Here is a 24826-nt window from a genome sequence, read left to right as displayed (position 1 = left end):
TCCCTTAAACTATTGCCGTGACTTCCCCGAACTCCCCGCGCGCCGCCCGCCATATCCAGGCCGCGCCGTCGCAGTCCGCGCCCGCCACCCAGCACGGCTCCACACCGGTGAAGGCCCTCGTAGCTTTCCTTTCCGCCGTGGTCCTCGTGCTCTCCGGCGTGGGCTACTTCACCGTGGGCAAGTTGGGCAATGACATTTCCTCCGCGTCTAACCTGGCGCTGGGCAACGATGGTGGATTCAAGGACAAGGGCATCGACGGTGCCGTGGATATCCTGCTCGTAGGCAAGGATTCCCGCACCGACGCCAAGGGTAATCCCCTATCTGAGCAGGAACTGGCGGACCTGCATGCCGGCGTAGATGAGGGCGAGGAGAATACGGACACCATCATGGTCATCCGCATTCCGAACGACGGATCCCGTGCCACGGCTGTGTCCATCCCGCGTGATACGTATGTGCACGACAGCGAATTTGGCAACACCAAAATCAACGCCGTCTTTGCGCTGCACAAGTCCGCCAAGATGGAGGAGTTGCAGCAGGAGAATGCCGAGGCAGAAGCCCTGGGCAAGAAGCCACCGCATACGGAAAAGGAGATGGAGCAGGCCAGCACTGAGGCTGGCCGCACCGGGCTGATTTCCATGGTGCGTACCCTCACTGACGTCAGCGTTGATCACTACGCCGAGGTGGGTCTGTTGGGCTTCGTGCTGCTTACCGACGCCGTCGGGGGCGTCGACGTCTGCCTCAACAACGATGTGGACGACCCGATGTCCGGTGCGAAATTCCCGAAGGGCCGCCAAACCCTGCAGGGAGCTGAGGGCCTGTCCTTCGTGCGCCAGCGCTACGAGCTCCCGCGCGGCGACCTCGACCGTATCGTGCGCCAGCAGGCCTACATGGCCTCCTTGACATCGAAGGTCCTGGATTCCGACACGCTCACCTCTCCGGGCAAGCTCAACAAGATTGCGGATGCGGTGGAGCGCTCCGTGGTCATTGATGATGACTGGGACATCATGGGCTTCGTAACCCAGCTCGCGGGTCTGGCCGGTGGCAACGTGACCTTTACGACTATCCCGGTGACCTCCATTTCCGGCACCGGCGATTACGGCGAGTCTGTCGTTACCATCGACGCGGCTGAGGTGCATCGCTTTATGGATGACCTGGCTAAGTCCCAGGAGAAGGCCGAGGCAGAACAATCTGAGGAGGGCGCCGCGGACGAGGCCGCCAACGACGGTGAGAAACCCGTGGCTGAGGGCCTCAACCTCCATGTACTCAACGCTGGCACGGTCGATGGCATGGCCGGAGGTATTGGCACGTGGCTCAAGAACGTGGGCTATACCGTCGAACGCACGGCCAATGCGCAGTCCGGTATCTACGCCGAATCCCAAATCGTGGCTGCGGATGCCAATGACGAGCGCGCACTCGCCCTAGCTGAGCAGCTCGGTGGATTGCCAGTCACCGCGAACGAGGAGCTCGAGCCGGATACCTTCATCGTCGTGGCTACCGATGATTACGCCGGACCAAAGGATGACTCCGCCATGGAGCAAGAAGCTGAAGCGGAATCGAACCAGGTGGCCGAGGACCAGCAGGTAGGTACCCCAGGCGATGACTTCGGTACGGCTGAGGTGGCGCCGGAAATTGATGCCGGCGGCGACGGCCCGCGCTGCGTGAATTAAAACCCCGTGGCGGGCTTCGTGCCCGCCACCTACGATGGGCGGACATGGAACTCCTTCAGCATCTCCTGTCCGCCGATGCCTCCGCACCGCGCCTGAGCGTCTACAACGAGGCCGACGGCACGCGCATGGACTTCTCGGCGCAAACGCTGGAGAACTGGACCTCCAAGATCGCCAACATGTTGTTGGAGGAGCTCGACCTCGAGCCCGGCACCGATTCCCGCATCCTCATCGACCTTCCGGTGTCGTGGCAAGCTGCGGTCATTGCGCTTGGCGCACTCGCTGCCGGAGTCTCCTTCGACGTCACCGATGGGGCGACTGCCATGCAGCCGCCCGCCGACGATGTTGCCGTGGTGTTCACCTCCCCCGAGGCCTTTACCAAAGGTTCCGGAGTCTCCGGCGCCGATACCGTACTCGTAACCCAGGATCCCTTCGGGCGCGGCGTGGTGGAAAGCGGTGGTGAGCTGCCAGTCGGCACCATTGACTTCGGCCCCACGGTCCGCTTCTATGGCGATCACTTCTATGGTTCCACCACTCCGCTTCCGGAGCTATTCCCTACTGACTTAGGTGCTGATCGCATGTTGTCTCCAGGGTGGAGCGACACCGCCTCCTTCCAACGCGCTGTGTTAGAGCCACTGGCTGCGGGCGGCTCCGCCGTCATTGTGGCGGGCCTGTGCTCGGCGGACCGTTTGGAGGAGATCGCGGACAACGAGAAGGTCACCGTCCGCGCCTAGGCGGCGCCGTGAGATAGTGGAGCAATGTTCAGCTGGCTCTATGTATTTATCGGCGTGCTCATCCTCGTGGGCACAATCTGCCAGGGCACTATCGGATTCGGGCTGGGCACCATCGCCACCCCTATCTTGGCGCTCATTAAACCAGAGCTAGTCCCCACGCTCATTCTTCTGCTAGCCTTCGTCATCTCCACGACGACCATGCTCAAAGCCCGCGCCGCGGTGTCCTGGGACATCGTGGCCATTTCCTCCATCGCGCGCATCCCCGGCTCCCTGCTCGGCGCGTGGGCCATTGCCTCGCTTTCGCACCGCGGGCTCTCCCTCTTTATTGGCTGTGCCGTCATCTTCGCCATGACGTTGTCCAGCCTCGGCTGGTCCCCCAAGCGCACCACTACCAACATCGCGGTAGCAGGTGTGGCCTCGGGCTTCTTAGGAACTTCCACTTCCATCGGTGGCCCGCCCATGGCACTAGTGCTTAAAGGCTATGACCCCGCCCGCGTGCGCGGCACCCTGTCGGGCACCTTCATCATCGGCTGCACCATCTCGCTGGCAATCTTGGGCTTAAGCGGGCAAATTACCGGCCTGCAGCTCACTGCCGCCGCGGCCTACCTGCCGGTAGCCATCGTGGGCCTCATCGCCGCCGGCTACCTCAACCGCTTCATCAACGCCAAGGTGCTCAACCGCATCGTGGTGGTGGTAGCCATTAGTGCAGCCTTGGCGCTCATTGTTGAGGGGCTGGTTGCAGCCTAGCGTCCGCGACCTGCTGTCGGGCTCAACTGCCAGGATCACGCTCCACACTGCCCGATCTGCCAAAGTTACCGCCTCAAGATCCAGCCAGATCTTTGGCAACACGGGCAGTTATATCCACCGCACACTAGGAGTGCACCGCCCAGCACCAAGAAAACAGCTCTAGCGAAGAGAGCCCTCAATAAAACTGCGAAACCGCCGGGCAATCTGCGCAATCTCCTCCCCCGCATAGTGCCCCGGGGACCAGGCCGCCACCAGCGGCACACCGCCCAGAGTCTTTCCACCATCGATCACGTCGAAGCCCACCAGCCGCGCCGGCTGCAGCTCTGTCATCAGGGCCACGGCCTGGCCTGAGCGGGCTAAGGCACTCAAGGTTGCGGTGTCATCGCACTCGACGTGAAAGCCGAGGCTCAAGCCTGCCCTTCCAATAAAGGAATCAAGCACTCCACGAGAAACACTGCTGCGCGACGGCAAAGCGAGGCGCTCGTGCAGCAAGCGGGCCACCTCCACGCCGATCGAACCCGCGCACTCCAATGCCAGAGGATGGCTTGGCGGGACCCAAGCCCGAACGGGAACAGACCCCAGTGGCAGTGAGGTCACATCAGGCCCCGGCGGAATGGGAGCAATGACAAGGTCGGCGGTGCCCTCCAATGCGGCGAACACATCATAATGCGACACCGGAAACGTGGTGAGCAAGGGAATAGAGGAACCGGCTGCCTCAATGAACGGTGCGAGCAGGGTGGAGATTGTTGTCGGCGTCGCCGCTACCCGCAGTGCGGCGACATGCCCAGATCGCAGGGCCTCCACCGACCGCCCAGCACGCGCGGATTCGGCGAGGAGACGGCGGCAGGTCGGGATGAGGGCGTGTGCTGCATCGCTCAGCGCTAGTGAGGACCCAGCCCGCACGAACAGCTCCAAGTCCAGTTCCTTTTCAAAGCGCCGCAGTTGCCGACTCAGCGCCGGCTGGGTTATTCCAAGGCGTTCCGCGGCTGCGGTCACCGTGCCGGCGTCCGCGAGCGCGAGAAAGTATGTGGCTTTCACCATGTCCATTCCCCTACTTTTAGCACGCTTCATGCCTTCAAGGCATAGGTTTCCAACTTTCCAGGCATTAGACAACATGACATCACCAAAGAATAATGAGACCGCCACCACAACAACTTCAAGGAGGTCCTCCATGTCACACGTCGGCGCCGCCATTGCCGAATCCCTCGCCGCGCACGGCGTGAGCCGCGCATTCCTCGTTCCCGGCGAAAGCTTCTTGCCCGTCCTCGATGGGCTTTATGACAGCCCCGTTGAGGCCATCGTTACCCGCCAGGAAGGCGGCGCCTCCTACATGGCGGAGGCACACGGCAAGGCTACGGGCCAGCCTGGCGTTGCCATGGTGACCCGCGGCCCCGGCGCGGCCAACGCCTTCGTGGGCATCCACACCGCCTGGCAGGATGCCACCCCGCTCGTCCTTTTCGTGGGCCTTATCCCCCATGCCGACCGCGACCGCGAGTCCTTCCAGGAATTTGATCCCAAGGCCTGGTTCGGCACCCAGGCCAAGCAGGTCTTCGTCCTCGATGACCCGTCGCGCGCCTCCCGGGTTGTGGCCGAGGCCTTTTTCCAGGCCCAGCAGGGCCGCCCCGGCCCCGTCATCGTGGGCTTGCCGGAGGATGTTCTCCACCAGGAGTTCACCGGCAGCATCCACCCACCCATCCCGGTGTCGGAGGGCGCGCTTTCCGACGAGCACCTGGACCTCCTCTCCCGCGAGCTAAGCCGCGCAGAGCGTCCACTCATTTTTGCCGGCGGCCCGCGCTGGACCCCAGAGGCCGCGGAGAAAATTACTCGCTTCGCCGAAGAACACCACATACCCATCATCCAGGACTTCCGCGCCGCTGACCGCGTGCCTTTCGACTCCCCCGCCAATGCTGGCTGGTTAGGCTATGGCCGCGACCCACGCGCGGCGCAATTTTTGGAAGCCGCCTCGCTCGTCATCGAAGTCGGTGCCGTTCTCGGTGATGTTCCTACCGACGGCTATACCTTGCGGCAGTCACCGAAGGCACGCAATATCGCCATCAACCCCGATACCAGCCTGCGCGGGCACTCGGTGGCGCTGCTAGAACACATCGTGGCAAGCCCCGTGGCCTTCGCTAAAGCCCTGGGCCGCCTCAGCGTCGAGGGCAAGGATAAGCGCGGCGAGTGGTTCGACACCGCCCACTCCAACCATCTGGACTTCGCCACCCTTCCCGAGCCCGCGGACTACCGCCCGGGCAACGAGGGCACCGCGCACATGGAGGCCATCCTCGCAGCACTCCACGAGCAACTGCCTAAGGATTCCATCTACACCTTTGGCGCCGGCAACCATTGCATCTGGGCCCAGCAGTTCCTGCGCTCCTCTGTCTACCCCTCCCAGTTCAGCGTGCGCAACGGCTCGATGGGATATTCCATCCCGGCCGCGGTGGCCACCAAGCTGCAGTTCCCCGAGCGTACCGTGGTCACCATCGCTGGCGATGGCGAATACCTCATGAACGGCCAAGAACTGGCCACCGCACTGCAATACGGCGCGCCCTTCCTCATCATCGTCATGTCCAATGGCGAGTTCGGAACCATCCGCGACCACCAGAAAAAACACTTCCCCGATCGCGTCTCCGGCACGCAGCTGGTGAACCCGGATTTCGCGGCGGTCGCCCGCGGCTTCGGCGCCCACGGCGAGCTCGTGACTAATGATTCCCAAGCTTCGGGTGCCGTCACCCGTGCCCTAGCCGCCATCAAAGAAGAAGGTATCCCTGCACTAATCAACGTCATCACAGACCAAGACCACTCCCTGCCCATCGACTAGAGGAGGCTCACCATGAGCACCACACACAATTCCCCGACCACATCGTCCGTGCCCGCCAGCGAACTGAAAGAAGGTGAGCACCTCGTCGGTGATGATGTCGTGGCCAAGCAGCGCCCCGCTGCCTCTACTGCCTCGTGGATCATTACCCTCTTCGGCACCGCCGTGGGCGCCGGTATCCTCTTCCTTCCACTCAACGCCGGTGGCTTCGGCTTCTGGCCACTGGTCTTCGCCACCGTCTTCATCCTGCCGCTGGTGTACTTCTCCCACCGCACCTACGCGCGCATCGTGGCCGGCGCCCCTAAAGAAGACCACGGCAAGGACATCCTCGAGCTGGTCACCCAGTACCTGGGTAAAGGCTCTGGAGTCATCTTCGCCTTGTTGTATTGGATTACCGTCTTTTCCACCGTGCTTATTTATGGTGTCTCCATCACCAACGCGGTCGATAGCTTCATCGTCAATCAGCTCGGCGGCCCTTCGCTGAATCGCTGGCTGCTCGCCACGATCTGCGTTGGCATCATGACCGGTGGATTTGCCATCGGCCGCAAGCCCATGATCTGGCTGGCTCAGGTGCTGGTCTACCCTCTCATCATCGCGCTGGCGGTGACCTCTTTGTACCTCATCCCGCGCTGGGATCTCCAGAGCTTTATCCACTTCGACGACGGCGCCGATGGCTGGGGCCAGATGCTGAAAGGCATCTTCCTCATCCTGCCGGTACTGGTCTTCTCCTTCTCCCACATGGCGGCGCTGTCTCAGTTCGCCATCGATATGCAGCCGCAGTACGGCGAGAAGACCGAAAAGCGCGTCTCCCGCACGGAGCTCTACACCGCCATCCTCCTCGTGGTGTTCACCATGTTCTTCGTGTGGTCCTGCGTCCTTGCCTTGGGCGCGGACGGCATGAATGAGGCGCTGGAACAAAACATTCCGGTGCTCTCCTACTTCGCCAACGTCACCGGCACACCGTTCATGGCGTATATGGCGCCCATCGTCGTTATCTGCGCCATCGTGTCCTCCTACTTCGGCCACATGCTCGGCACCGAAGAGGGCACGGAGTACCTGCTCAAGACCGCCGCGCCACAGCTGGCAGAGAAGATTTCGCACCGCAGTCTTCTCAACATCATCTACCTCATCGCCTTCGTGGGCACCACCCTCGTGGCGGTCTTCAACCCATCAATCATTTCCATGATTTCCGTGGTCTCCGGCGTGTTTGTGGCGTTCATCGTCTACATCGTGCCGGTCTACATGTTCAAGAAGCTGGACGTGTACAAGAAATTCCGTAACGACCCCTGGAACTACTTCGTCTTCGGCATGGGCCTGCTGATTATGGCCGTGACCATCTGGGATCTGATTTAGAAAGGACGTGATTATGCTTCGCAATGATCTCTCGAGCTTCCCCGAATACAAGGTGGGCAAGGACTTCCCCAACGCGCTCAAGCTCTCCTCCAATGAGGTCCCCTTCCCTCCCGCGGAGGACATCATCGCCGCGGTTGCCGACGCCGCCCGCACCACCAACCGTTACCAACAGCCGGGCTCCCCGGAGCTCACCAACGCTCTGTGCAACTACCTCGACGTGCCTGCGGACAACATCTTTGTCTCCGCGGGGTCCACGCCCATCCTGCAGGCCACCATCTTGGCGTCCTGCCACACCGGCGATGAGGTGATCGTGCCCTGGCGCAGCTTTGAGGCCTATCCCCTCTACGTGCGCATGGCTGGTGCTACCCCGGTGCTCACCCCGCTGACGGCGGACTACCGTGTGGATCTGGAAGCGGTGCTTGGCGCGCTGACGGAGAAGACCAAACTCATCATCCTGTGCAACCCCAATAATCCGACGGGCACGGTCATCACGCGCGGTGAATTCCGCGCCTTCATGGACCGGGTGCCCAAGGATGTCGTCGTGCTGTTGGATGAAGCATATTGGGAGTACAACGACGCCCCCGATACCCCGGATTCAGTGGAGGAATACCAGCGCTACCCCAACCTGCTCGGCGTGCGCACCTTCTCCAAGGCGTGGGGTTTGGCCGGCATGCGCGTGGGCTACGCGGTGGCAGGCGAAGAGATCATCAACGCGCTGCGGCTGCTGTCCCTGCCGCTGACGGTGACCGCCATGGCGGAAACCGCCGCCGTGGAGGTGCTCAAGCGCCACGACGAGCTTGCCGACGCCGTCGAGATCACCAAAGCACAACGCGACCGCGTCTGCGCGGAGCTGGGTGCTGAGAAGTCCTACGGAAACTTTGTGTGGCTGCCGCGCGCGGATGCCGCGGAGGTGGAAACGAAGATGCTCGATGAAGGCGTGGTCATCCGCCGCTACCTCGACGAGGGCGTGCGCGTGTCCATCACCGATGAGGCCGAGACCACTCAGTTCTTGGAGGCCTGGCGGCGCGCGGGCATTGAGCCTTGGAGGGGCTAGCCAGGGCTTCCGGAACAACTCTCGCTAAAACCATCTTGAAATTGAGATGCGCTCCATAGATTGAATAATTGTTGCCATACATCACAACCTTCCGCATAATGGGACGTGTTCTTATACGCACACTACAAACTGGAGGATGAACAATGTCCGGAATTCGCGTAGAAAACCCTGCAACTGGCGAGGTGCTCGAAACCTTTGAACACGTCACCGAGCAGGAAGCCCTTGCCGCTGTAGATACCGCACACGAGGCATTCCTCAGCTGGCGCGAGACCCCTATTGAGGAGCGCGCCAAAGTAGTTACCCGCGTTGCTGAGCTTTTCGAAGAGCGCAAGGACGAGTTGGCGGAAATCATTGCTACCGAAATGGGAAAGCCGATCTCTGAGGGCCTTGAGGAGGCCGAGTTCAGCAGTGCCATCTTTGGCTACTACGCAGATAACGGCCCGAAGTTCGCCGCCGATGAGGAAATCCCGGTGGAAATGGATGGAAAGGGCTATATCCAACGCCTCCCCATTGGCGTCTTGCTTGGCATCATGCCGTGGAATTTCCCCTACTACCAGGTAGCGCGTTTCGCCGCCCCCAACCTCATGTTGGGCAACACCATCATCCTGAAGCACGCAGAGATTTGCCCGCGCTCCGCACTCGCCATCCAGAAGATCATGGATGATGCCGGCGTACCCAAGGGCGTCTATACCAACCTTTTCGCAACCCACGAGCAGGTAGAGAAGATCATCGAGCACAAGGAGCTGCGTGGTGTTTCGCTCACCGGTTCCGAGCGCGCCGGTGCCGCGGTGGGTGCTATCGCCGCGAAGAACCTCAAGAAGGCCGTACTCGAGCTGGGCGGTTCCGATCCTTACATCGTGCTCGACACGGATGACGTCAAACAAGCAGCCAAGGATGCGTGGGAAACCCGCATCTACAACACCGGTCAGGCTTGTAACTCCAACAAGCGCCTCATCGTCATGGATGACATCTATGACGAGTTCCTTGCAGAGCTGGTTGAGCTGGCTAAGGCCATGAAGCCGGGCACACCGCAAGAGGCTTCCGAGACCGTCTACACCCCACTGTCCTCACGCGGCGCTGCGGAGAACCTCAAGGATCAGATCGACCGCGCCGTGGCAGCCGGTGCCACCCTTCACGTCGGCGGTGAGCTCGTTGATGAGAAGTCCTCCTACTTCAGCCCCGCCGTGCTGAGTGACGTCCCTGTTGGCTCGGACATCTACTACGAGGAGCTCTTCGGCCCCGTCGCCACCGTATACAAGGTCAGCAGCGATGAAGAGGCACTGAAGCTGGCCAACGATACCCAGTACGGTCTCGGTGGTTGCGTCTTCTCCAAGGACGTCGAGCGAGCAGAAAAGGTTGCTCAGCGCTTGGAGGTTGGCATGTCCAACGTCAACACCTACGCGGCTGAGGGCGCCGAGGTGCCGTTCGGTGGCGTCAAGAACTCCGGCTATGGCCGCGAGCTGGGCCCCTACGGCATGGATGAGTTCGTCAACAAGCGCACCTACTTTGTGGCCAACTAAGGAGATTCCATGACTTCACTAGGAAACTTTGTCCTCGAGGTACACACCGCACTTTTCGACGGCCACGATACCTCCGTCCTAGACAAGCACTTCGCCGATAACTTCGTGGAGCACTCTCCCCTCATCGCTAACGATGCAGAAGGCCTTAAGAAGTTCGTCACGGATCTGGGCGAGGGATTAAAGTACACCAACGCCCGAGTGATTGCCGATGAAGCAAACAACCTCGTCGCACTGCACGGTCGTTTTGACGGTATCGAAGATGAGCCCTTCGTCGGCTTCGACATTTATCGCGTCGAAGGTGACAAAATTGTCGAGCACTGGGACAACCTCGTTCCTAAGGCAGAGCCGAATGAAAGCGGCCGCACGCAGCTCGATGGCACCACCGATGTGGGAGATGAGAGCCTTACCGAGGAGAACCGTAAGTTCGTCATCAAATTCTTCGAGCGCTCGCTCATCGGCAGTGACTACTCCGGCTTCATCGACAACACACGCGATGATCAGTTTGCCCAGCACTCCCCCGATATCGCCGACGGCGCCCAAAACTGCGTCGATTTCCTCACCAAGCTGAAGGAGGACGGCGAAGGACTGGAGTACGAGCGCATCCACCGCACGATTGCGCAGGGAAAGTTCGTTCTGACGCATTCCGAAGGAAGCATCGCCGGTGCGCGCCACTCCTACTGCGAGCTGTGGCGCGTTGAAGACGGCAAGCTCGTCGAAATGTGGGATGCCATTTCTGAGGTCCCCTCCGATAATGAGGCGCTTCATAGCCACGGCATCTTCTAAGCCATAACCTAGGTTGCACGCCAAAGGCTGGGCCACTCCTTGATACGGGAGTGGCCCAGCCTTTCACGTTTTCCACATAAGCCCGACGCCCAGTAGCTCTAGAACCGAGTTGAGGCCGCAACTGCCCTATCTGCCAAAGTTATCGCCCCTGTTTCAGGCCCCACAATGGCTTTGAACTTGTTACTGAAGTTGGCTGGGTCGATGCTGTCGTCTTTTTTAATTCTTCCAGTTCTTTTTCTAACACCGCCTTTTCCGCTGATAGGCGTGCTGCCAGCTTCTTGAGTTCAGCCGCATCATCTGGAAGCGATTTCTCAAAGGTTTTACGAGTGACAATGCCGGCAGAGCGTTTGCGTTCAGTTGCGCTCATCAAGCCCCACTTTCCTTCTTCGCGGAATCGTTGGGCCCAAGCATAGACGCTCATTTTCGAGTTCAACGAAAGCTCAGATGCGATGGCGTCAGGAGACATACCGGCGGTGAAGAGCTCAACGGCTTTGAGCTTTGTCGCAAGCGGGTAGCGCTTTAAGGTCGTACGCCGAATGGGGGCAGCTGGGGGTTCATCACGCTCTCTGATCCATCGATGGAGTGTCCAACGGCCTGGGTAGCCCAACTCACGAACGGTTTTGGTAGCAGATTGTGTTCTGTCGAATACCTCTAATGCCTTGAGCCGCTGGGTATCCGTGTATCGCACATTAGTCATACGGGAAATCCTCCAAGATTTCGTCCGCATCCCCTTTTGACCCTTAACCCGCCGCAGGCAACAGCGAAGGCCGCGGGATCACCAAACGCCCGCCTTCTACTTGGAAAGAAATAGAAGACGGGCGTTTCGCTTGGTGGTGAAGCTAGTGGCAACCGGGATTAACCGGCTGCCTTAAGCAGTAGCTTCGGCTGCTCGTAGGGAAATTTCTCAGCGAGAGATTACTTGCTGGAACCACCGTTGGAGGAACCATCGGAAGCATCGTCAGAAGAACCGTTGGAGGAAGAGGAGTTCTTCGGGGAGCAAGCATCTGCCAGCAGGCCGATAGCCAGTGCACCAGCGGCAACCAGAGCGACACCGCCAGCAACCTTGCCAGCTGACTCGCCGTACTTACCGAACTGAGCGTTGATGCCAGCAACCTGCTTAGCAAAAGCCGGGTTGTAGACACCCAGCTGCTTCTGCAGTTCGATGTTGGCCTTGTCAATCTGGCCGGAAATCTGCTCGATGAACGGGGACAGACCCGGAACATTGAGCTGGGAAGCCATGCCAACCGGAATCAGGAACAGCAGCGGCAGGCCTACAGCCAGGCCAGCTGGGATACAACGACCCAGGTCAACGCTGGAAGAACCGTCGGAGGAACCATCAGAAGACCCATCCGAGCTGCCTGGGTTCTTGCCGGGGTCAGTACCCGGATCAGTACCTGGGTCGGTGTTCGGCTCGGTGACGGTCACGGTGATGCTGTCGATTTCCTTGCCGGAGTCATCGCGGACGATGACGGTTACGGTATCGCCTGGCTTGGCGTCTGGCTTGATGGTGACGATGACATCGCCGTTCTCTTCCAAGGTCGCGGAACCTGGGCCGGTGGTCTTATCGACGTTGGCACCTGCCGGTACCTTGCCGCCGACATTTGGAACCTTCACGGCGCCACCAGCCGGGGCCTTCGCATCGTTCCAAGACGGTGCATCCGGGGTTGGGTCGGTCGGATCGGTCGGATCCGTTGGGTCGGTCGGATCGGTCGGATCCGTTGGGTCGGTCGGATCCGTTGGGTCCGTCGGGTCGGTTGGGTCGGTTGGGTCCGTCGGATCCGTTGGGTCCGTCGGATCGGTTGGATCCGTCGGGTCGGTCGGATCCGTCGGGTCGGTCGGATCGGTCGGATCCGTTGGGTCGGTGTTCGACTCGGTGACGGTCACGGTGATGTGGCCGATTTCCTTTCCGGAGTCGTCGCGGACGATGACAGTTACGGTATCGCCTGGCTTTGCGTCTGGCTTGATGGTGACGATGACATCGCCGTTCTCATCCAAGGTCGCTTTACCTGGGCCGGTGGTCTTATCGACGTTGGCACCTGCCGGTACCTTGCCGCCGACGTTCGGAACCTTCACGGCGCCACCAGCCGGGGCCTTCGCATCGTTCCAAGACGGTGCATCCGGGGTTTCCGGAGTATCGCCGGAGGTATCCAGGGTGAACGTTGCCGCAATGGTGTCAGCCACTGCCCCATCCGGGTAGGTGATGACTACCGGAACAACGAGTTCGAGATCATCCGGAGTTGCCGTCCCTGCCTTCGGCGCGGTGACGGTCACCTTGCCGGTATCTTCGTCGATGCTGACGCTCCAACCGCCCTTACCGTTCCACTCCGCTGGGATGCGGTACTTGGTTCCGGCCGGTGCATTTCCAGCAGTGAAATCGACCACAGCTGTACCGGTTTGGCCGGAAGCAACAGCTACCGGGTCTGGATATGCCGGGGCGTAATCCGGGACGTCTTCAGGCGCAGGCTCAACAACCGTGACCTCAACGTCTACCTCATCAGTAGAGCCGTCTGGATAAGTCACAGTCACCGGGATGGTGATGGTCTCACCCGGGGTTGCATCCTCCGGGACCTTGACGGTCAGTTCACCCGTAGATGGGTCAACGCTCGCGTTCGGATCCGTGGTGGAGAACTTAGTGTCCTCAGGAAGTACCGTATCGCCGGTTTGTGGGACCTTGACCTCGTTACCCGGCGCAACGTCTACCGGCGGGTATGCCGGGTTGTTTGCGTCTGCCAGCGATGTCTGCGGATCCTTGACCACGATGTGGAACTCGGTGGTCGAAGGAACGCCATCCACCGTTGCAGTAACGGTCACGGTGTAATCCCCGGCCTTGGTTGGCTTACCAGAGATTTGGCCGGTGGCCTCATCATAGGTCACGCCATCCGGCAGGCCGGTGACGGTGACGTCTGCATCCTTGTTATCAACCACAACGTTGATCGGCACCAAGGTCGTATTGGTATCTATCTCTACGTCAGCGATAGGTGCAATCCCCGGTGCCGGGACCGGATCAACCGGGGTTGGGTCGGTCGGGTCCGTTGGGTCGGTCGGATCCGTTGGATCGGTCGGATCCGTTGGATCGGTCGGATCCGTTGGATCGGTCGGATCCGTTGGATCGGTCGGATCCGTCGGGTCGGTCGGATCCGTCGGGTCGGTCGGATCCGTCGGGTCGGTCGGATCCGTCGGGTCGGTCGGATCCGTCGGGTCGGTCGGATCCGTCGGGTCAGTCGGGTCGGTCGGATCCGTCGGGTCGGTCGGATCCGTCGGCGCGACTGCGACGACGTCGATGATGAACGTCGTGGTGGACTTGTTACCAGCGGCGTCGGTTGCCGTGATAGTAACCTCGCTGTGGCCGAGGGCGCTCGGAGTGCCGCTGATGGTGCCGGTAGCTGGGTCAAATTCGACGCCAGTAGGCAGGCCGGTTGCGCTCAGCGTTGCTGCTGGGTCATCGCTGTCAACGGTGACTTCAGTGACGTCTTCGCCCAGCTTCACGGTCTGATCCGAAATCGGGTCAAGCTTCGGCGCGGTTGTATCGGCCGGCTCGCGGACCACGATGGTGAAGGTTTCGTCGGTGGCATTGCCGTTGGCATCGGTGACCGTCACGGTGACCTCGTAGGTGCCCGGCTTGGTCGGGGTGCCGGTGATGGTGGCAACGCCGTCGACGGTCTCAAGCTTCACGCCATCCGGCAGGCCGGAGGCCGTTACCTTATCCGTGTCCGAATCAGACGAGACCCGAATCGTTTCAATCGGCGTATTGGCATCGACAGCCTGATCCGCAATCGGATCCACCTGCGGACCGGTTGCATCCTTTACGGTGATGGTGAGCTGCTTCTCGGTAGTATTACCTGCCGCATCGGTGGCGGTCACCGTCACAGTATAGGTGCCCGGAGTAGTTGGCACGCCGGAAATCTCGCCGGTGGACGGGAAGAACCGAACGCCATCAGGCAAGCCAGTCACGGTCAGGGTATCCTGCGGGTCATCCGAGGTGATGTGAATCGGTTCAAGCTCGGTGTCTTCCTTGACGGTCCGATCGGCGACGCCGTCTAAGGTAGGCGCCGCAGAATCGACCACGTGGATCGTGAACTGCTCGACGGAAGACTTACCGTTGGCATCCGTGGCCGTTACGGTGACCACGATGGGGAAGTCACCCGCGCGGGTTGGAGTACCCGAAATCGTGTTGGTTTCCCGTTCATAGGTCACGCCATCCGGCAACCCGGTCACGGTGATCGTCGTATCAATCGACGGATCCGTCGGGGTTGGCTGAATCGTCTCAATCGGATCCCCCAACTTCACCGTCTGATCCGAAATTGGTTCCAGAACCGGCGCTCCAGGGTCGACGACGGTGATGGTGAAGGTCTCCGTGGTCGTGTTGCCCGCGGCATCGGTTACGTTCACAGTGACAGGCAGCTCACCAGCGGTGGTTGGCGTTCCAGAGATGGTTCCGGTTTCTGGGTCGAAGCTGAGACCATCAGGCAGGCCGGTGACCATCACGGTGGCGCTCGGATCGTCGCTGACTACCTTGATAGGAGCGATGGCATCGCCCTTCTTTACCTCTTGATCGTCGATGGGCTCGACCTTCGGAGCAGCGGAATCGCTGACCGTGATGGTGAAGTCAACGTAGGAGGAGTTTCCGGCTGCATCGGTTGCCAGGACGCGCACTGGGTAAGTGCCCGCGGTGGTTGGCGTGCCGGAAATCTTGTTGGTAGTGGCGTCATACTGAACGCCCTCTGGCAGGCCAACTACGGAAATCTCTGCATCGGGGTCATCCGCCTTGACATCGATATCTGTAATGGCGGTGTCGGCAGCAACGGTTTGGTCACTGATCTTGTCCAGCGCTGGGCCCTGGGCATCGGTGACGGTGATGGTCGAGGTATCGATAGCCTTGTTGCCCGCTGCATCAACCGCCGTCACGGTTACTTCATAGGTGCCCGGGGTGGTTGGGGTTCCCTCAATCTGCTTGGTATCCGGGTTATAGGCCATTCCGTCCGGCAGACCGGTAACGGTGACCTCTGCTGTTGGGTCATCCACGGGGACTGGGATCGGGTCCGCCTTAGTACCCGCCGCAATGGTGCTGTTGGGAAGAGGCTGAATGACCGGCGCACCAGCGTCATTGACGTTGATGTTGAAGACCTCGGTTGTCGTGTTATCAGCGGCATCCTTCGCAGTGATGGTGACCTCGTATGTACCCGGCGTGGTCGGGGTGCCCTCAATCTGCTTGGTATCCGTGTTATAGCTCAGACCATCCGGCAGACCGGTCACGGTCAGGTCAGTCACTGCCACGTTGTCGGCCGCGTTGACCTTGATCGGGGAAATCGGCGAATCCGCCGGAACGGAAGGATCCACAATCGGGTCGATCTGCGGCGCGGTCTTATCGGAGACGGTGATGACAAAATCAACGGGCTCCGAGGTATTGCCGGCGGCATCGGTAGCCGTGACCTTGATGGTGTAGGTTCCCGGCTTCTCTGGGCGGCCGGTAAAGGTGTTGGCCACGGGGTCGAAGCTAACTCCCTTTGGCAGGGTCTCCGGATCGACCTGGACGGTGGCATCCGGATCATTTACCGAAACCACGACCGGCTTAATCGTCTCGTTCAGAGCGATATCCTGAGCCTCAATCGGATCGATGACCGGGGCGGTCTTGTCTTCGACGGTGATGGTCAACGGTTCGTGGGACACGTTGCCTGCTTCATCAGTTGCCGCAATGACGACATCATAGGTACCCGGCTTAGTCGGGGTGCCCTCGATCTTCTTGGTCTCCGGGTTGTAGCTCAAGCCATCAGGCAGGCCCGTGACTTCAATCTTCGCGTTCGGATCATCGGTAGCGACCGGAATCTCAGTGATTTGGTCACCCACCGGGACGCTGACGCTCTCCACCGGAGTGATGACAGGCGCCGTTGCATCGTTAACTGCAATGACGAAGGTCTGAGTCGTTGTATTGCCCGCAACATCGGAAACCGTGACGGTTACTACGGAAGAGCCGGTTTCCTTCGGGGTGCCGGAGATTTTCTTAGTCTCGGGATCGTAGGTCACGCCATCGGGCAGGCCGGTGACGGTCCAGGTGAGATCCTCCGGTGCGGTGGCGTTGTCGGCTGGGTTTAGGCTCATCAGATCGATGTCTTTGATGGGCTGCCCCTGGTTAATCGTCTGATCCTTCGGCTCCTCGAAGGTAGGCGCGGTGGCATCGCCCACGAGCAGGACGGTGTCGTGGCTGGTGGAGTTGCCAGCCGGGTCGGTCGCGGTGACCGTCACGATGTGGCGCCCCGGAGTGGTCGGGGTGCCCTCGACGAGCCCCGTTTCGCTATCAAAGGTAACGCCCTCGGGCAGGCCGGTGACGGTGATCTTCGCGGTTGGGTCCGGGCTGGTGACAGGTTCCAGGTTGAGCGGCTGATCTTCAGGAACCGAGACGTCGCGAAGCGGGCGCAGGCCCGGCGCCACGGTATCGGTGACCGTGATGTTGAAGGTCTTCTCCGTGACGTTGCCATATGGGTCGGTGACCTTGACGGTGACCGGGAAGACCTTGCCGTCAGGGCTTGTTACCTCGACCATTGGGGTGCCGGAGATGATGCCGGTGTTCGGGTCGATGGAAACGCCTTCTGGTAGGCCGGATGCAGCAAAGGTGGAGTTCGGCTCATTGCTGGTCACGGTGATTGGGTCCAGCTTAGCGCCTTTTTCTACGGTGGCATCGGCAATGTTATCTACCTGCGGCGCGGTGGTGTCGGCTACCTTGAGAAGGAATTCCTGCGTCGTGGTATTGCCGGCGGCATCGGTCGCAGTCACCGTAATTGGGTACTCGCCCGGTGCTTGCGGGATTCCTTCGATCTGATGGGTCTCCGGGTTATAGGTCACTTCCGGTGGCAGGCCCGCGACTACAACGTTGCTGACGGACTTGTCGAAGTTATCGGTGACGTCTACTGGAATTGCGGTGATCGGTTGGCCAGCCTCTGCGGTGGCGTCGTTGATCTTGGCAATGGTCGGTTCCGTGGTGTCGGTAACAGTAACGACCAGGTTGGATACAGAGTTATTGCCCTGGGGATCGGTGGCCGATACGGCGACCGTGTAGATGCCCGGTTCGGTTGGGGTACCTTCGAGGGTCTTGTTTGACTCGTTCCAGGTCATGCCCGGCGGGATATCACCTTCCACGGTGACGGAGGCTTTAGGATCGTCCACCTTGATCGGAATCGAAGCAGGCTTATCCTCTGGGACGGTGGCATCCGGGCTGGTGAGAACCGGCGCGGAAGAATCCACGACGTTGATACTGAATGCAGTTTCGGTGACATTTCCGGCGGCATCGGTGACGCGGACGTTAACTGTCGACGCCCCGGTGGCCGACGGAGTACCACTAATGGTTCCGGTCGCAGGATCGTAGGTGACGCCATCTGGCAGGCCACTGACCTCAACGCTGGTCACACCGACGTTATCCGTCGGCTTAACCTGAATCGGCGCGATGTCTTTGCCCAGCTCCAGGGCCTGCGAATCGATGTGCGCAATCTCCGGTGGGATGCCGTCAGTGACCGTGACCTTGGCATTGACGAGGTCGGTCGAGCCATCGGCGTAGGTGACGATGACCGGGACGGTGTAATCTTCCAGCGCAACGTCGGTGCCCGGTGTGGCGGTAATGGTGCCTTGGGCATCAATCTTTACCCACGTTGGGGCACCATCAGCCAGCTTGTAGGTGGTACCGGCAGGCGCCGGAAGGGTTTCCACGGTGGTCGCAGTGGTCGAATCATCGTAGAGCGGCGCCGCAACCGAACCAGTGCTGGACTGTGCCACGGTGGTTGCACCGTAATCCGGCTCGTAGTGGCCAGCCAATGGCAGCGGCTTTACGGTGAAGGAATCCTGCGTGATTGCAATGCCGTCACGTTCACCAGAAGACGACACGGAATAAAGACGTGCGGTGTAAGTGGTGGCCTTCTTCAAGTTAGGGTCGGTGACAAAACCGCAGGAAGGAAGCGTGCCACTCGCGTCCGGCGCTTCCGGCGGGCAGGTGTACTGGGTCAGTTCATTGCCGGCCTCGTCGAACCACGCGATTTGATAACGCGCGGTACCGTTTTTGTCGTACTGCAGGCCCGTCGTGGTGGTCTCGATGGCTTGACCCGCAGTAGCAACGTTGGAGAAAGAGTCATACGGGGTGACGTCAAACTTCAGGTTGCCCGGGTACAGCGCAAAGTTGATGTTGCTGGCGTAATCCAGCGTACCGCCCCAGTTAGATGGCCATCCGGCCAAGGTGCCGGCGGAGGTTAAGTTGCTGGTGGTGTTGCCGGTGTAACCGTTGTAGTTAAACGGCGTGTTCACGGAAATGCCTGGCATGTCCTGCAAGGAGAAGAACATCCACTCGTCATTGACGTGCTTCGACTCCCTGTTGCCGTTGGCCCAAGAACCTTCCGCGGCAGAATCAGCCAGGTTGTGCCAGGTATAATCCTTGGACAAAATACCGCGATTGTCCCAGCTATTTCCCCAGGTACCGCGGAACTGCAGCGTGTACTTACCGTCGGCATCGGTCTTGGCTTGGACGGTCTCTGCAATCCACTTCTGCTGGCCTTCCGCCGCCATCCGCTGCTTAATCCACTGCTGCAGCGCGAGTTCTTGCTCGGTACTCCAGCCGGCATCGCGCACGCGGCCCTTGTAACCGATGGCGGCCATGGTTGCGGGATCGTAGATGCGCGAAAGCGCGTAATCAGAAAGGTAGGAGCCATACACAGTGACGTCTGGAACCACGGCGTCGATACCGTTGACGGACTGGTAGTTCTGCCACAAGAGGGCGCCGGCGGCGGCGTTGGTTTGGTTCCAGAAGACGGTACCGGAGTATTGACCATATGAGCCCACGCGCTCGTTGGTAGCAGCTTCGGCCAGGTTGTGCATCACGGTGTTGTTAGCGATGGGCGAGTAAGCGATCTTGATGTTGTTGTAGGTATCAGAACCCACGGACTGGGTAGCGCCGGCCTCGGTGTTGGCGACGTTGCTTTCCGGCATGATCTGCTCTTGGCCATAGGAGTAGAGCAGATTGTACTGTGAGGTATCCGGATTGATGGACCAGATGCGGAGCTTCTCACCCTCCGGCAAGTTGGGGTCTGCGTCGAAGTTGCGTCGGACACCCTTGGCGTCAGTAAAGGAGGTCATGCCGATGTGGAACTCACCATCAGCGCCGGTGGTGGTGGTATAAATCGGCGAAGCGGTGCCATCTTTTTCAAACCACTGGGCAAAAACTTTCACACCAGACATGGGCGCAACGTTTGGAGCGCTCAGGTTCGATTGCATGGTGCCACCGGTCTGCAGGCCCACAAAGCCATTCACGGAGCGGGCGCTTCCCGCGGGAACCGTGGTGTTTATGGCGGTTTCTTCGGAGGAACCTGGCGCTGCGGTCTCCGCCTGGGCTACAGGCGCTTTATCGAGGAGGTTGGGTACAGCAACAACCCCGCCCATAACTAGCGCAGCAGCCATGCCAGAGGCAGTGAGCATGCGCCAGCGGCCGCTTAAATTAAGCCCGCTGAGTGCAGTTACAGAACGAGGTGCCCGAAAAGTTATCTTTGACATGACCAATGCTTTCTCTGATTCAGGTGTTGTCGCGACTGTAGAACAGACAGAGCGACAACAAAGTACGTGAGGAGGCTGGCTATTTGCATAGAGATCGAATTACTCGGGATGTTATGTAGGCGTACTGAGCTCTTTAGCAAAAACTTTAGGAATCTCTGGGAAAATCCTTGCCCAATAACAGTAGCAGTTCCTAGCCGAGCAGCCACTGGTAAATATATGACCCTAATCACACTAAGTTGATTAGGCGTTCAGAGCTCTCGTCCCGCAAGGTTCGTTTTATTTCCCTATGACCTGCACTGATAGCCGGACACGGCTGGAAAAATAAATTCCAGCAATACTTTTGACAAACACCCCTGCCTACCCCCTATGCAGGAGCGCTTGCCAACGCCATTTTCTTAAGCCCAGCCCGCCGGAACCAAGCCCACAATCGAAACAACCGAATAAACGAAAGCCAAGAAATAAACCACGATGATGGCCCCCTGAATCACCGGGTTTGCCAGCGCACCGACGCTCCAGCCGGGGTCACGATCGCCCTTCTTGCGGGAGGCATGCAGTAACATCACCGGAATGATCGACATGATTGCACCCGCAAAGCCGCCCGCGTAGGACAGCGCTGCGACGAAACCGCCAAGACCCGCGATGGAGATAGCCAGCGGCGGAACAACGGTCAGCGCCACGGCAATGCCACGCTGCGCGTTGTTGCCCTCCCAGTGCAAAATGTCGAGCACGTTGCGCATGGTGGTAAAGCCAATCGCGAGGAAGGAGGTCAGCATCGCCGCCAACGCGAAGATATTGGCCAAGTAGTACGCGACCGGTCCAAGCGCCTCGCCCCAGGCAATGGTAACAACCTCAGTAACGTCCATTCCCAGCAGACCCAGCGCCGCAAACGGCACAAGTGCCAGCGTAAAGCCGGTAATCACCATGCCGAGCACGATGGCGCGAGCTGTCTCCTGCGGCTTCGCCGGGTCCATGCCCTGTACCAGCTCCGGCACCACGTACTGAGCCAAGAACGAGAAGACGGCCAGGTTCAAACTAGGAACGATGAAGAACGGGTGGAGCACCAACAGGTTCTCGGCCTCGATTCCAGGTCCCAGAATGGTCCAGCCACACAGCACGGCAATGATGATGGCCATACCTGTGGTAATGGCGCCTTCTGTGGCACCGGTGGTGTGCAAGCCGCGGTACATCACCCAAGAGCCAAAGCCGAAGAAGATCAACGTACCTGCCAGCGGCGGCAGGCCGAAAATATTATTGATGAGGTCGCCGGAGCCCGAGGCGTAGGCGATGAGCGCGCCGACGCCGTTGACGATAATCGCCACGAAGACCAGCCAGCGGCCCCACTGCCCCAGATAGTGCTCAGCAAGACCAGAGACCTGCAGCGGCGCCCTCGTGCGCATCGCGGTTTCGGCCACATAGAGCATCGAGATAGTGGTCAGCGTTCCGGCCACCAGCAGCGCGATGACGAGCGCAAGGAAGCCACCGTTGCGCGCTGCATATGGAATCGACAGAATGCCGGCGCCAATGTTGGTGCCGAAGATCAGGGCAATGCCTTGAATAAATGACAGCGCTGGCTTAGGTGCCGCGGTGCTGCGAGTTGAAGTTGTCATCGTTTCCTCCGTTTAAGGCGCAAGCTGCTTGCCGACGCCGCTCTTTATAAAACGCACCGTTCCAGACACGGAAGGCCCCCGCCGAAGCGGGTTTGAGAGCCAAACGTGTCTGGAACGGTGCAAAGTATTAAGGCTTCGCGATGTAGCGCACCGAGATGTACTCCTCGATGCCCTCTGCGCCGCCCTCGCGGCCGAAGCCGGACTCCTTGATGCCACCGAATGGAGCGGCGGCGTCGGAAATCGCAGCGCGGTTAATGCCAACCATGCCGGACTCCAGCGCGTGCGCCAGGTACTCCGCGGTGTGGAAGTTCTCCGTGAAGGCATAAGCTGCCAGGCCAAACTCGGTGTCGTTGGCCTTGGCGACTCCTTCCTCCAAGGTGGAGAAGGTGGTCACGGTAGCTACCGGCCCGAAGATCTCCTGGCGGAGAATCTCCGCGTCGTCAGGCAGCTGCGCCAAGACCGTTGCCGGGTAGAAGAAGCCTTTGCCCTCCGGCTTGGAGCTGCCGGTCGTGGCAACAGCACCCTGCTCCAGAGCCTTCGCTACCAAGTCGGCCACCGCATCGCGCTGCTTCGCGCTAATCAGCGGGCCGAGCGCGGTGCCCTCAGACAAGCCGTGGCCTATCTGGAAAGCAGCCATCTTTTCGGTCAGGCGGCGGGTGAACTCCTCCGCCACTGTCTCGTGGACGATGAAGCGATTCGCTGCGATGCAGGCTTCTCCACCATTGCGCATCTTCGCCTGCATTGCGCAGTCAAGCACTAGGTCGAGGTTGGCGTCCTCGTGGACCAGGAACGGGGCATTGCCACCCAGCTCCATGGAGGTGCGTTGCAGGTTGTCGGCAGACTGGCGAACCAGAATCTTGCCCACGCCGGTCGAGCCGGTAAACGTCACCTTGCGCAGGCGCGGATCCGCCATGAGTTCGGAGGACAGCGTGCTCGACTGCGTGGTGGTCACGATGGAGAACACACCAGCCGGTACCTCGTGGCGGGTGAATACCTCTGCGATGACCTCACCCAACAGCAGCATGGTCAGCGGGGTTTCCGCAACGGGCTTAACCACGACCGGGCAGCCGGCGGCAAAAGCCGGGGCAATCTTGCGGGTGGCCATGGCCAGCGGGAAGTTCCACGGGGTGATTGCCAGCACTGGGCCCACCGGGGTGTGGGAGACGGTAATGGAACCGTTGCCGGCCGGCGACTGGGAGTAGCGGCCCGGAATGCGCACGGCTTCTTCTGCGAACCAGCGCATGTACTCAGCACCATAGGCCACCTCGCCCAGCGCTTCCGCGTAAGGCTTTCCCATCTCCAGGGTCATCACGCGAGCGAAGTCTTCCTTGCGCTCAATAATGGCGTTGAAGATGTCGGTGAGGATGATAGAGCGCGTGCGCGGCGCAAAACCGGCCCACTCCTTTTGTGCGGCGTCGGCAAGCTCCAGCGCGCGCATCCAGTCAGCGGAGGTGCCATCTGCAACGTTGGCAATGACTTCTTCCGTTGCTGGGTCGAGGACCTCGAAAGTGGCGCCGCCAGTGGCTGCGACGTTCCTGCCCTCCAGCCAAAGGCCAGTTGGCAGAGAACCCAACAGCTCAGAAACCTGCGAGTAATCAAAGTTTGTCATTTGCTTCTACCCTTTTGGCTGCAGCCCGGACTTACTTGTACTCGTTGAACTGCTTCACCACCACCTGCAGCGCCTCACGCCACAGGTCCTCCGGGATGGCCAGGGAAGGCAGGAAGCGGATGACGTTGTGGTCGAGACCGCAGGTCAACAGCAGGACGCCCTCGGACTTGGCGGCGTCGGCGATCTTGTGCACTAACTCGGAATCGGGCTCGCCCTCTGCGGTGAGAAATTCGAGGGCAAGCATGGCGCCGCGGCCGCGGAACTCGGCCACGCGTTCATCGCCCAGGATGGGTTCCAGCTCCTCGCGGGCAATCTTCTCGAGGTTCTGGGCGCGCGCACCGAAGTCCTTCTCCTCGAATTCCTTGAAGGTTGCCAGTGCAGCAGCACAGGCCACCGGGTTACCGGTGTAGGTACCACCCAGGCCACCTGGCTGCGGGGCGTCCATGATTTCTGCACGGCCGGTCACTGCGGACAGCGGCATGCCGGAGGCAATACCCTTGGCGATAGTCACCATGTCCGGAACGATGCCCTCGTGGTCGGAGGCAAACCACGTACCGGTGCGCATCATGCCCGCCTGAATCTCATCAACGATGAAGACGACGTCATTGTCGTTGCACCACTTCTGGATTGCTGCAAGGTAGCCATCGGCTGGGACGACAAAGCCGCCCTCGCCCTGAATCGGCTCAGCGACAACACAGGCCAGGTTGGCCGCGCCGACTTCTTGCTCAATCATGGTGATGGTCTTCTTGGCAGCCTCGGCACCGCTCAGACCGTCACGCAACGGGTAGGACATCGGCGCGCGGTAGATTTCCGGAGCAAAGGGACCAAAGCCGTTCTTGTAGGGCGACTGCTTAGCGGTCATCGCCATGGTCAGGTTGGTGCGGCCGTGGAAGGCGCGGTCCATGACCACGACGCCGCGTTTGCCGGTGTAGTTGCGGGCAATCTTTACTGCGTTCTCGACGGCCTCCGCGCCAGAGTTAAACAGCGCGGTCTTCTTCGGGTGATCACCCGGCGTGACCTCGTTAAGCTTCTCTGCCACGGCAACGTAGGACTCGTATGGGGAGATAGTGAAGGAGGTGTGCGTGAAGTGTGCCACGGCCTCCTGGACTGCAGCGACGACGGCCGGGTTAGATGCACCAGCGGAGGTCACAGCAATACCAGAAGCAAGGTCGATGAAGCGGTTGCCGTCGGCGTCGGCAAGAATGCCGCCGTCGGCATCCACCACGTAGCCCGGAAGGGACGGCGCCATGCCCGCTGGGAGGGCATTCTTGCGGCGCTCATCCAGGGCGGCGCTCTTCGGACCCGGGACCTGCTGGCCCAGGTGGCGGGACTGCTCAATGTGGTACTGAAGTTCCTGCATTATCTTCCTTTTGTGCTCGGATGAATAGTGTGCCCTTTAGTGTGGCCTCCGCCACCCT

Annotated in this window: 14 protein-coding genes; 8 read left to right on the top strand and 6 right to left on the bottom strand. The window is 60.3% G+C overall.

Annotation, left to right across the window (positions count from 1 at the left end):
* The first annotated feature begins 17 nt into the window (after window positions 1-17).
* From NX84_RS04445 to NX84_RS04435, 3 genes are read left to right on the top strand one after another with little or no spacing between them, the layout of a single operon-like run.
* Window positions 18-1667, top strand: a complete 1650-nt coding sequence (locus tag NX84_RS04445; RefSeq protein WP_174519886.1) for an LCP family protein — start codon at window positions 18-20, stop codon at window positions 1665-1667.
* A gap of 44 nt (window positions 1668-1711) precedes the next feature.
* A complete protein-coding gene (locus tag NX84_RS04440) occupies window positions 1712-2398 on the top strand; it encodes a TIGR03089 family protein (RefSeq protein WP_039674169.1) in 687 nt (228 codons plus the stop codon).
* A 24-nt stretch (window positions 2399-2422) separates the two neighbouring features.
* Entirely contained in the window at window positions 2423-3145 is a 723-nt protein-coding gene (locus NX84_RS04435; protein WP_039674166.1) for a sulfite exporter TauE/SafE family protein, read from the top strand.
* Window positions 3146-3304: 159 nt separating this feature from the next.
* Here NX84_RS04435 and NX84_RS04430 read toward each other — a convergent pair whose 3' ends face one another.
* On the bottom strand, window positions 3305-4186 hold the full coding sequence (locus tag NX84_RS04430; RefSeq protein WP_231913704.1) for a LysR family transcriptional regulator: 882 nt from the start codon (window positions 4184-4186) through the stop codon (window positions 3305-3307).
* Window positions 4187-4316: 130 nt separating this feature from the next.
* Here NX84_RS04430 and NX84_RS04425 point away from each other — a divergent pair, with 130 nt between their 5' ends.
* The 5 genes from NX84_RS04425 (at window position 4317) to NX84_RS04405 (ending at window position 10670) form a co-directional block, all read left to right on the top strand.
* Entirely contained in the window at window positions 4317-5963 is a 1647-nt protein-coding gene (locus tag NX84_RS04425) for a thiamine pyrophosphate-dependent enzyme (RefSeq protein ID WP_039674164.1), read from the top strand.
* 12 nt (window positions 5964-5975) lie between these two features.
* Window positions 5976-7313 carry an aromatic amino acid transport family protein gene (locus NX84_RS04420; RefSeq protein WP_039674162.1) on the top strand — a complete coding sequence of 446 codons (1338 nt, stop codon included), beginning with the start codon at window positions 5976-5978 and terminating at the stop codon, window positions 7311-7313.
* Window positions 7314-7326: 13 nt separating this feature from the next.
* The gene (locus tag NX84_RS04415; protein WP_039674160.1) at window positions 7327-8367 is read left to right on the top strand and encodes a histidinol-phosphate transaminase; all 1041 of its coding nucleotides are present in this window, start codon (window positions 7327-7329) and stop codon (window positions 8365-8367) included.
* Window positions 8368-8510: 143 nt separating this feature from the next.
* Entirely contained in the window at window positions 8511-9887 is a 1377-nt protein-coding gene (locus NX84_RS04410) for an NAD-dependent succinate-semialdehyde dehydrogenase (protein WP_039674157.1), read from the top strand.
* A 9-nt stretch (window positions 9888-9896) separates the two neighbouring features.
* Window positions 9897-10670, top strand: a complete 774-nt coding sequence (locus NX84_RS04405) for a nuclear transport factor 2 family protein (protein WP_039674155.1) — start codon at window positions 9897-9899, stop codon at window positions 10668-10670.
* Window positions 10671-10809: 139 nt separating this feature from the next.
* On the opposite strand, the gene NX84_RS04400 is transcribed toward NX84_RS04405, so the two are convergent.
* The 5 genes from NX84_RS04400 to gabT all read right to left on the bottom strand — a co-directional run bounded on the left by NX84_RS04400 (window position 10810) and on the right by gabT (window position 24768).
* A complete protein-coding gene (locus tag NX84_RS04400; protein ID WP_231913705.1) occupies window positions 10810-11367 on the bottom strand; it encodes a terminase gpP N-terminus-related DNA-binding protein in 558 nt (185 codons plus the stop codon).
* Between the two features lie 218 nt (window positions 11368-11585).
* Window positions 11586-20192 (bottom strand): putative Ig domain-containing protein, encoded by an 8607-nt coding sequence (locus tag NX84_RS13065; RefSeq protein ID WP_156126958.1) that lies wholly within the window; start codon window positions 20190-20192, stop codon window positions 11586-11588.
* Window positions 20193-20587: 395 nt separating this feature from the next.
* Window positions 20588-21799: an aromatic amino acid transport family protein gene (locus NX84_RS04390; RefSeq protein WP_039674153.1), complete on the bottom strand. Its 1212-nt coding sequence runs from the start codon at window positions 21797-21799 to the stop codon at window positions 20588-20590.
* A 127-nt stretch (window positions 21800-21926) separates the two neighbouring features.
* Entirely contained in the window at window positions 21927-23408 is a 1482-nt protein-coding gene (locus NX84_RS04385) for an NAD-dependent succinate-semialdehyde dehydrogenase (RefSeq protein WP_052319660.1), read from the bottom strand.
* A gap of 31 nt (window positions 23409-23439) precedes the next feature.
* Window positions 23440-24768, bottom strand: coding sequence for a 4-aminobutyrate--2-oxoglutarate transaminase (gene gabT, locus NX84_RS04380; protein WP_039674151.1), 1329 nt, complete (start codon window positions 24766-24768; stop codon window positions 23440-23442).
* Window positions 24769-24826 lie beyond the last annotated feature (58 nt).

The organism is Corynebacterium minutissimum (assembly GCF_000805675.1).
GTDB classification, from domain to species: domain Bacteria; phylum Actinomycetota; class Actinomycetes; order Mycobacteriales; family Mycobacteriaceae; genus Corynebacterium; species Corynebacterium minutissimum.
The sequence above is the reverse complement of the archived record's forward strand: the minus strand, read 5'-3'. Positions and strand labels throughout refer to the sequence as shown.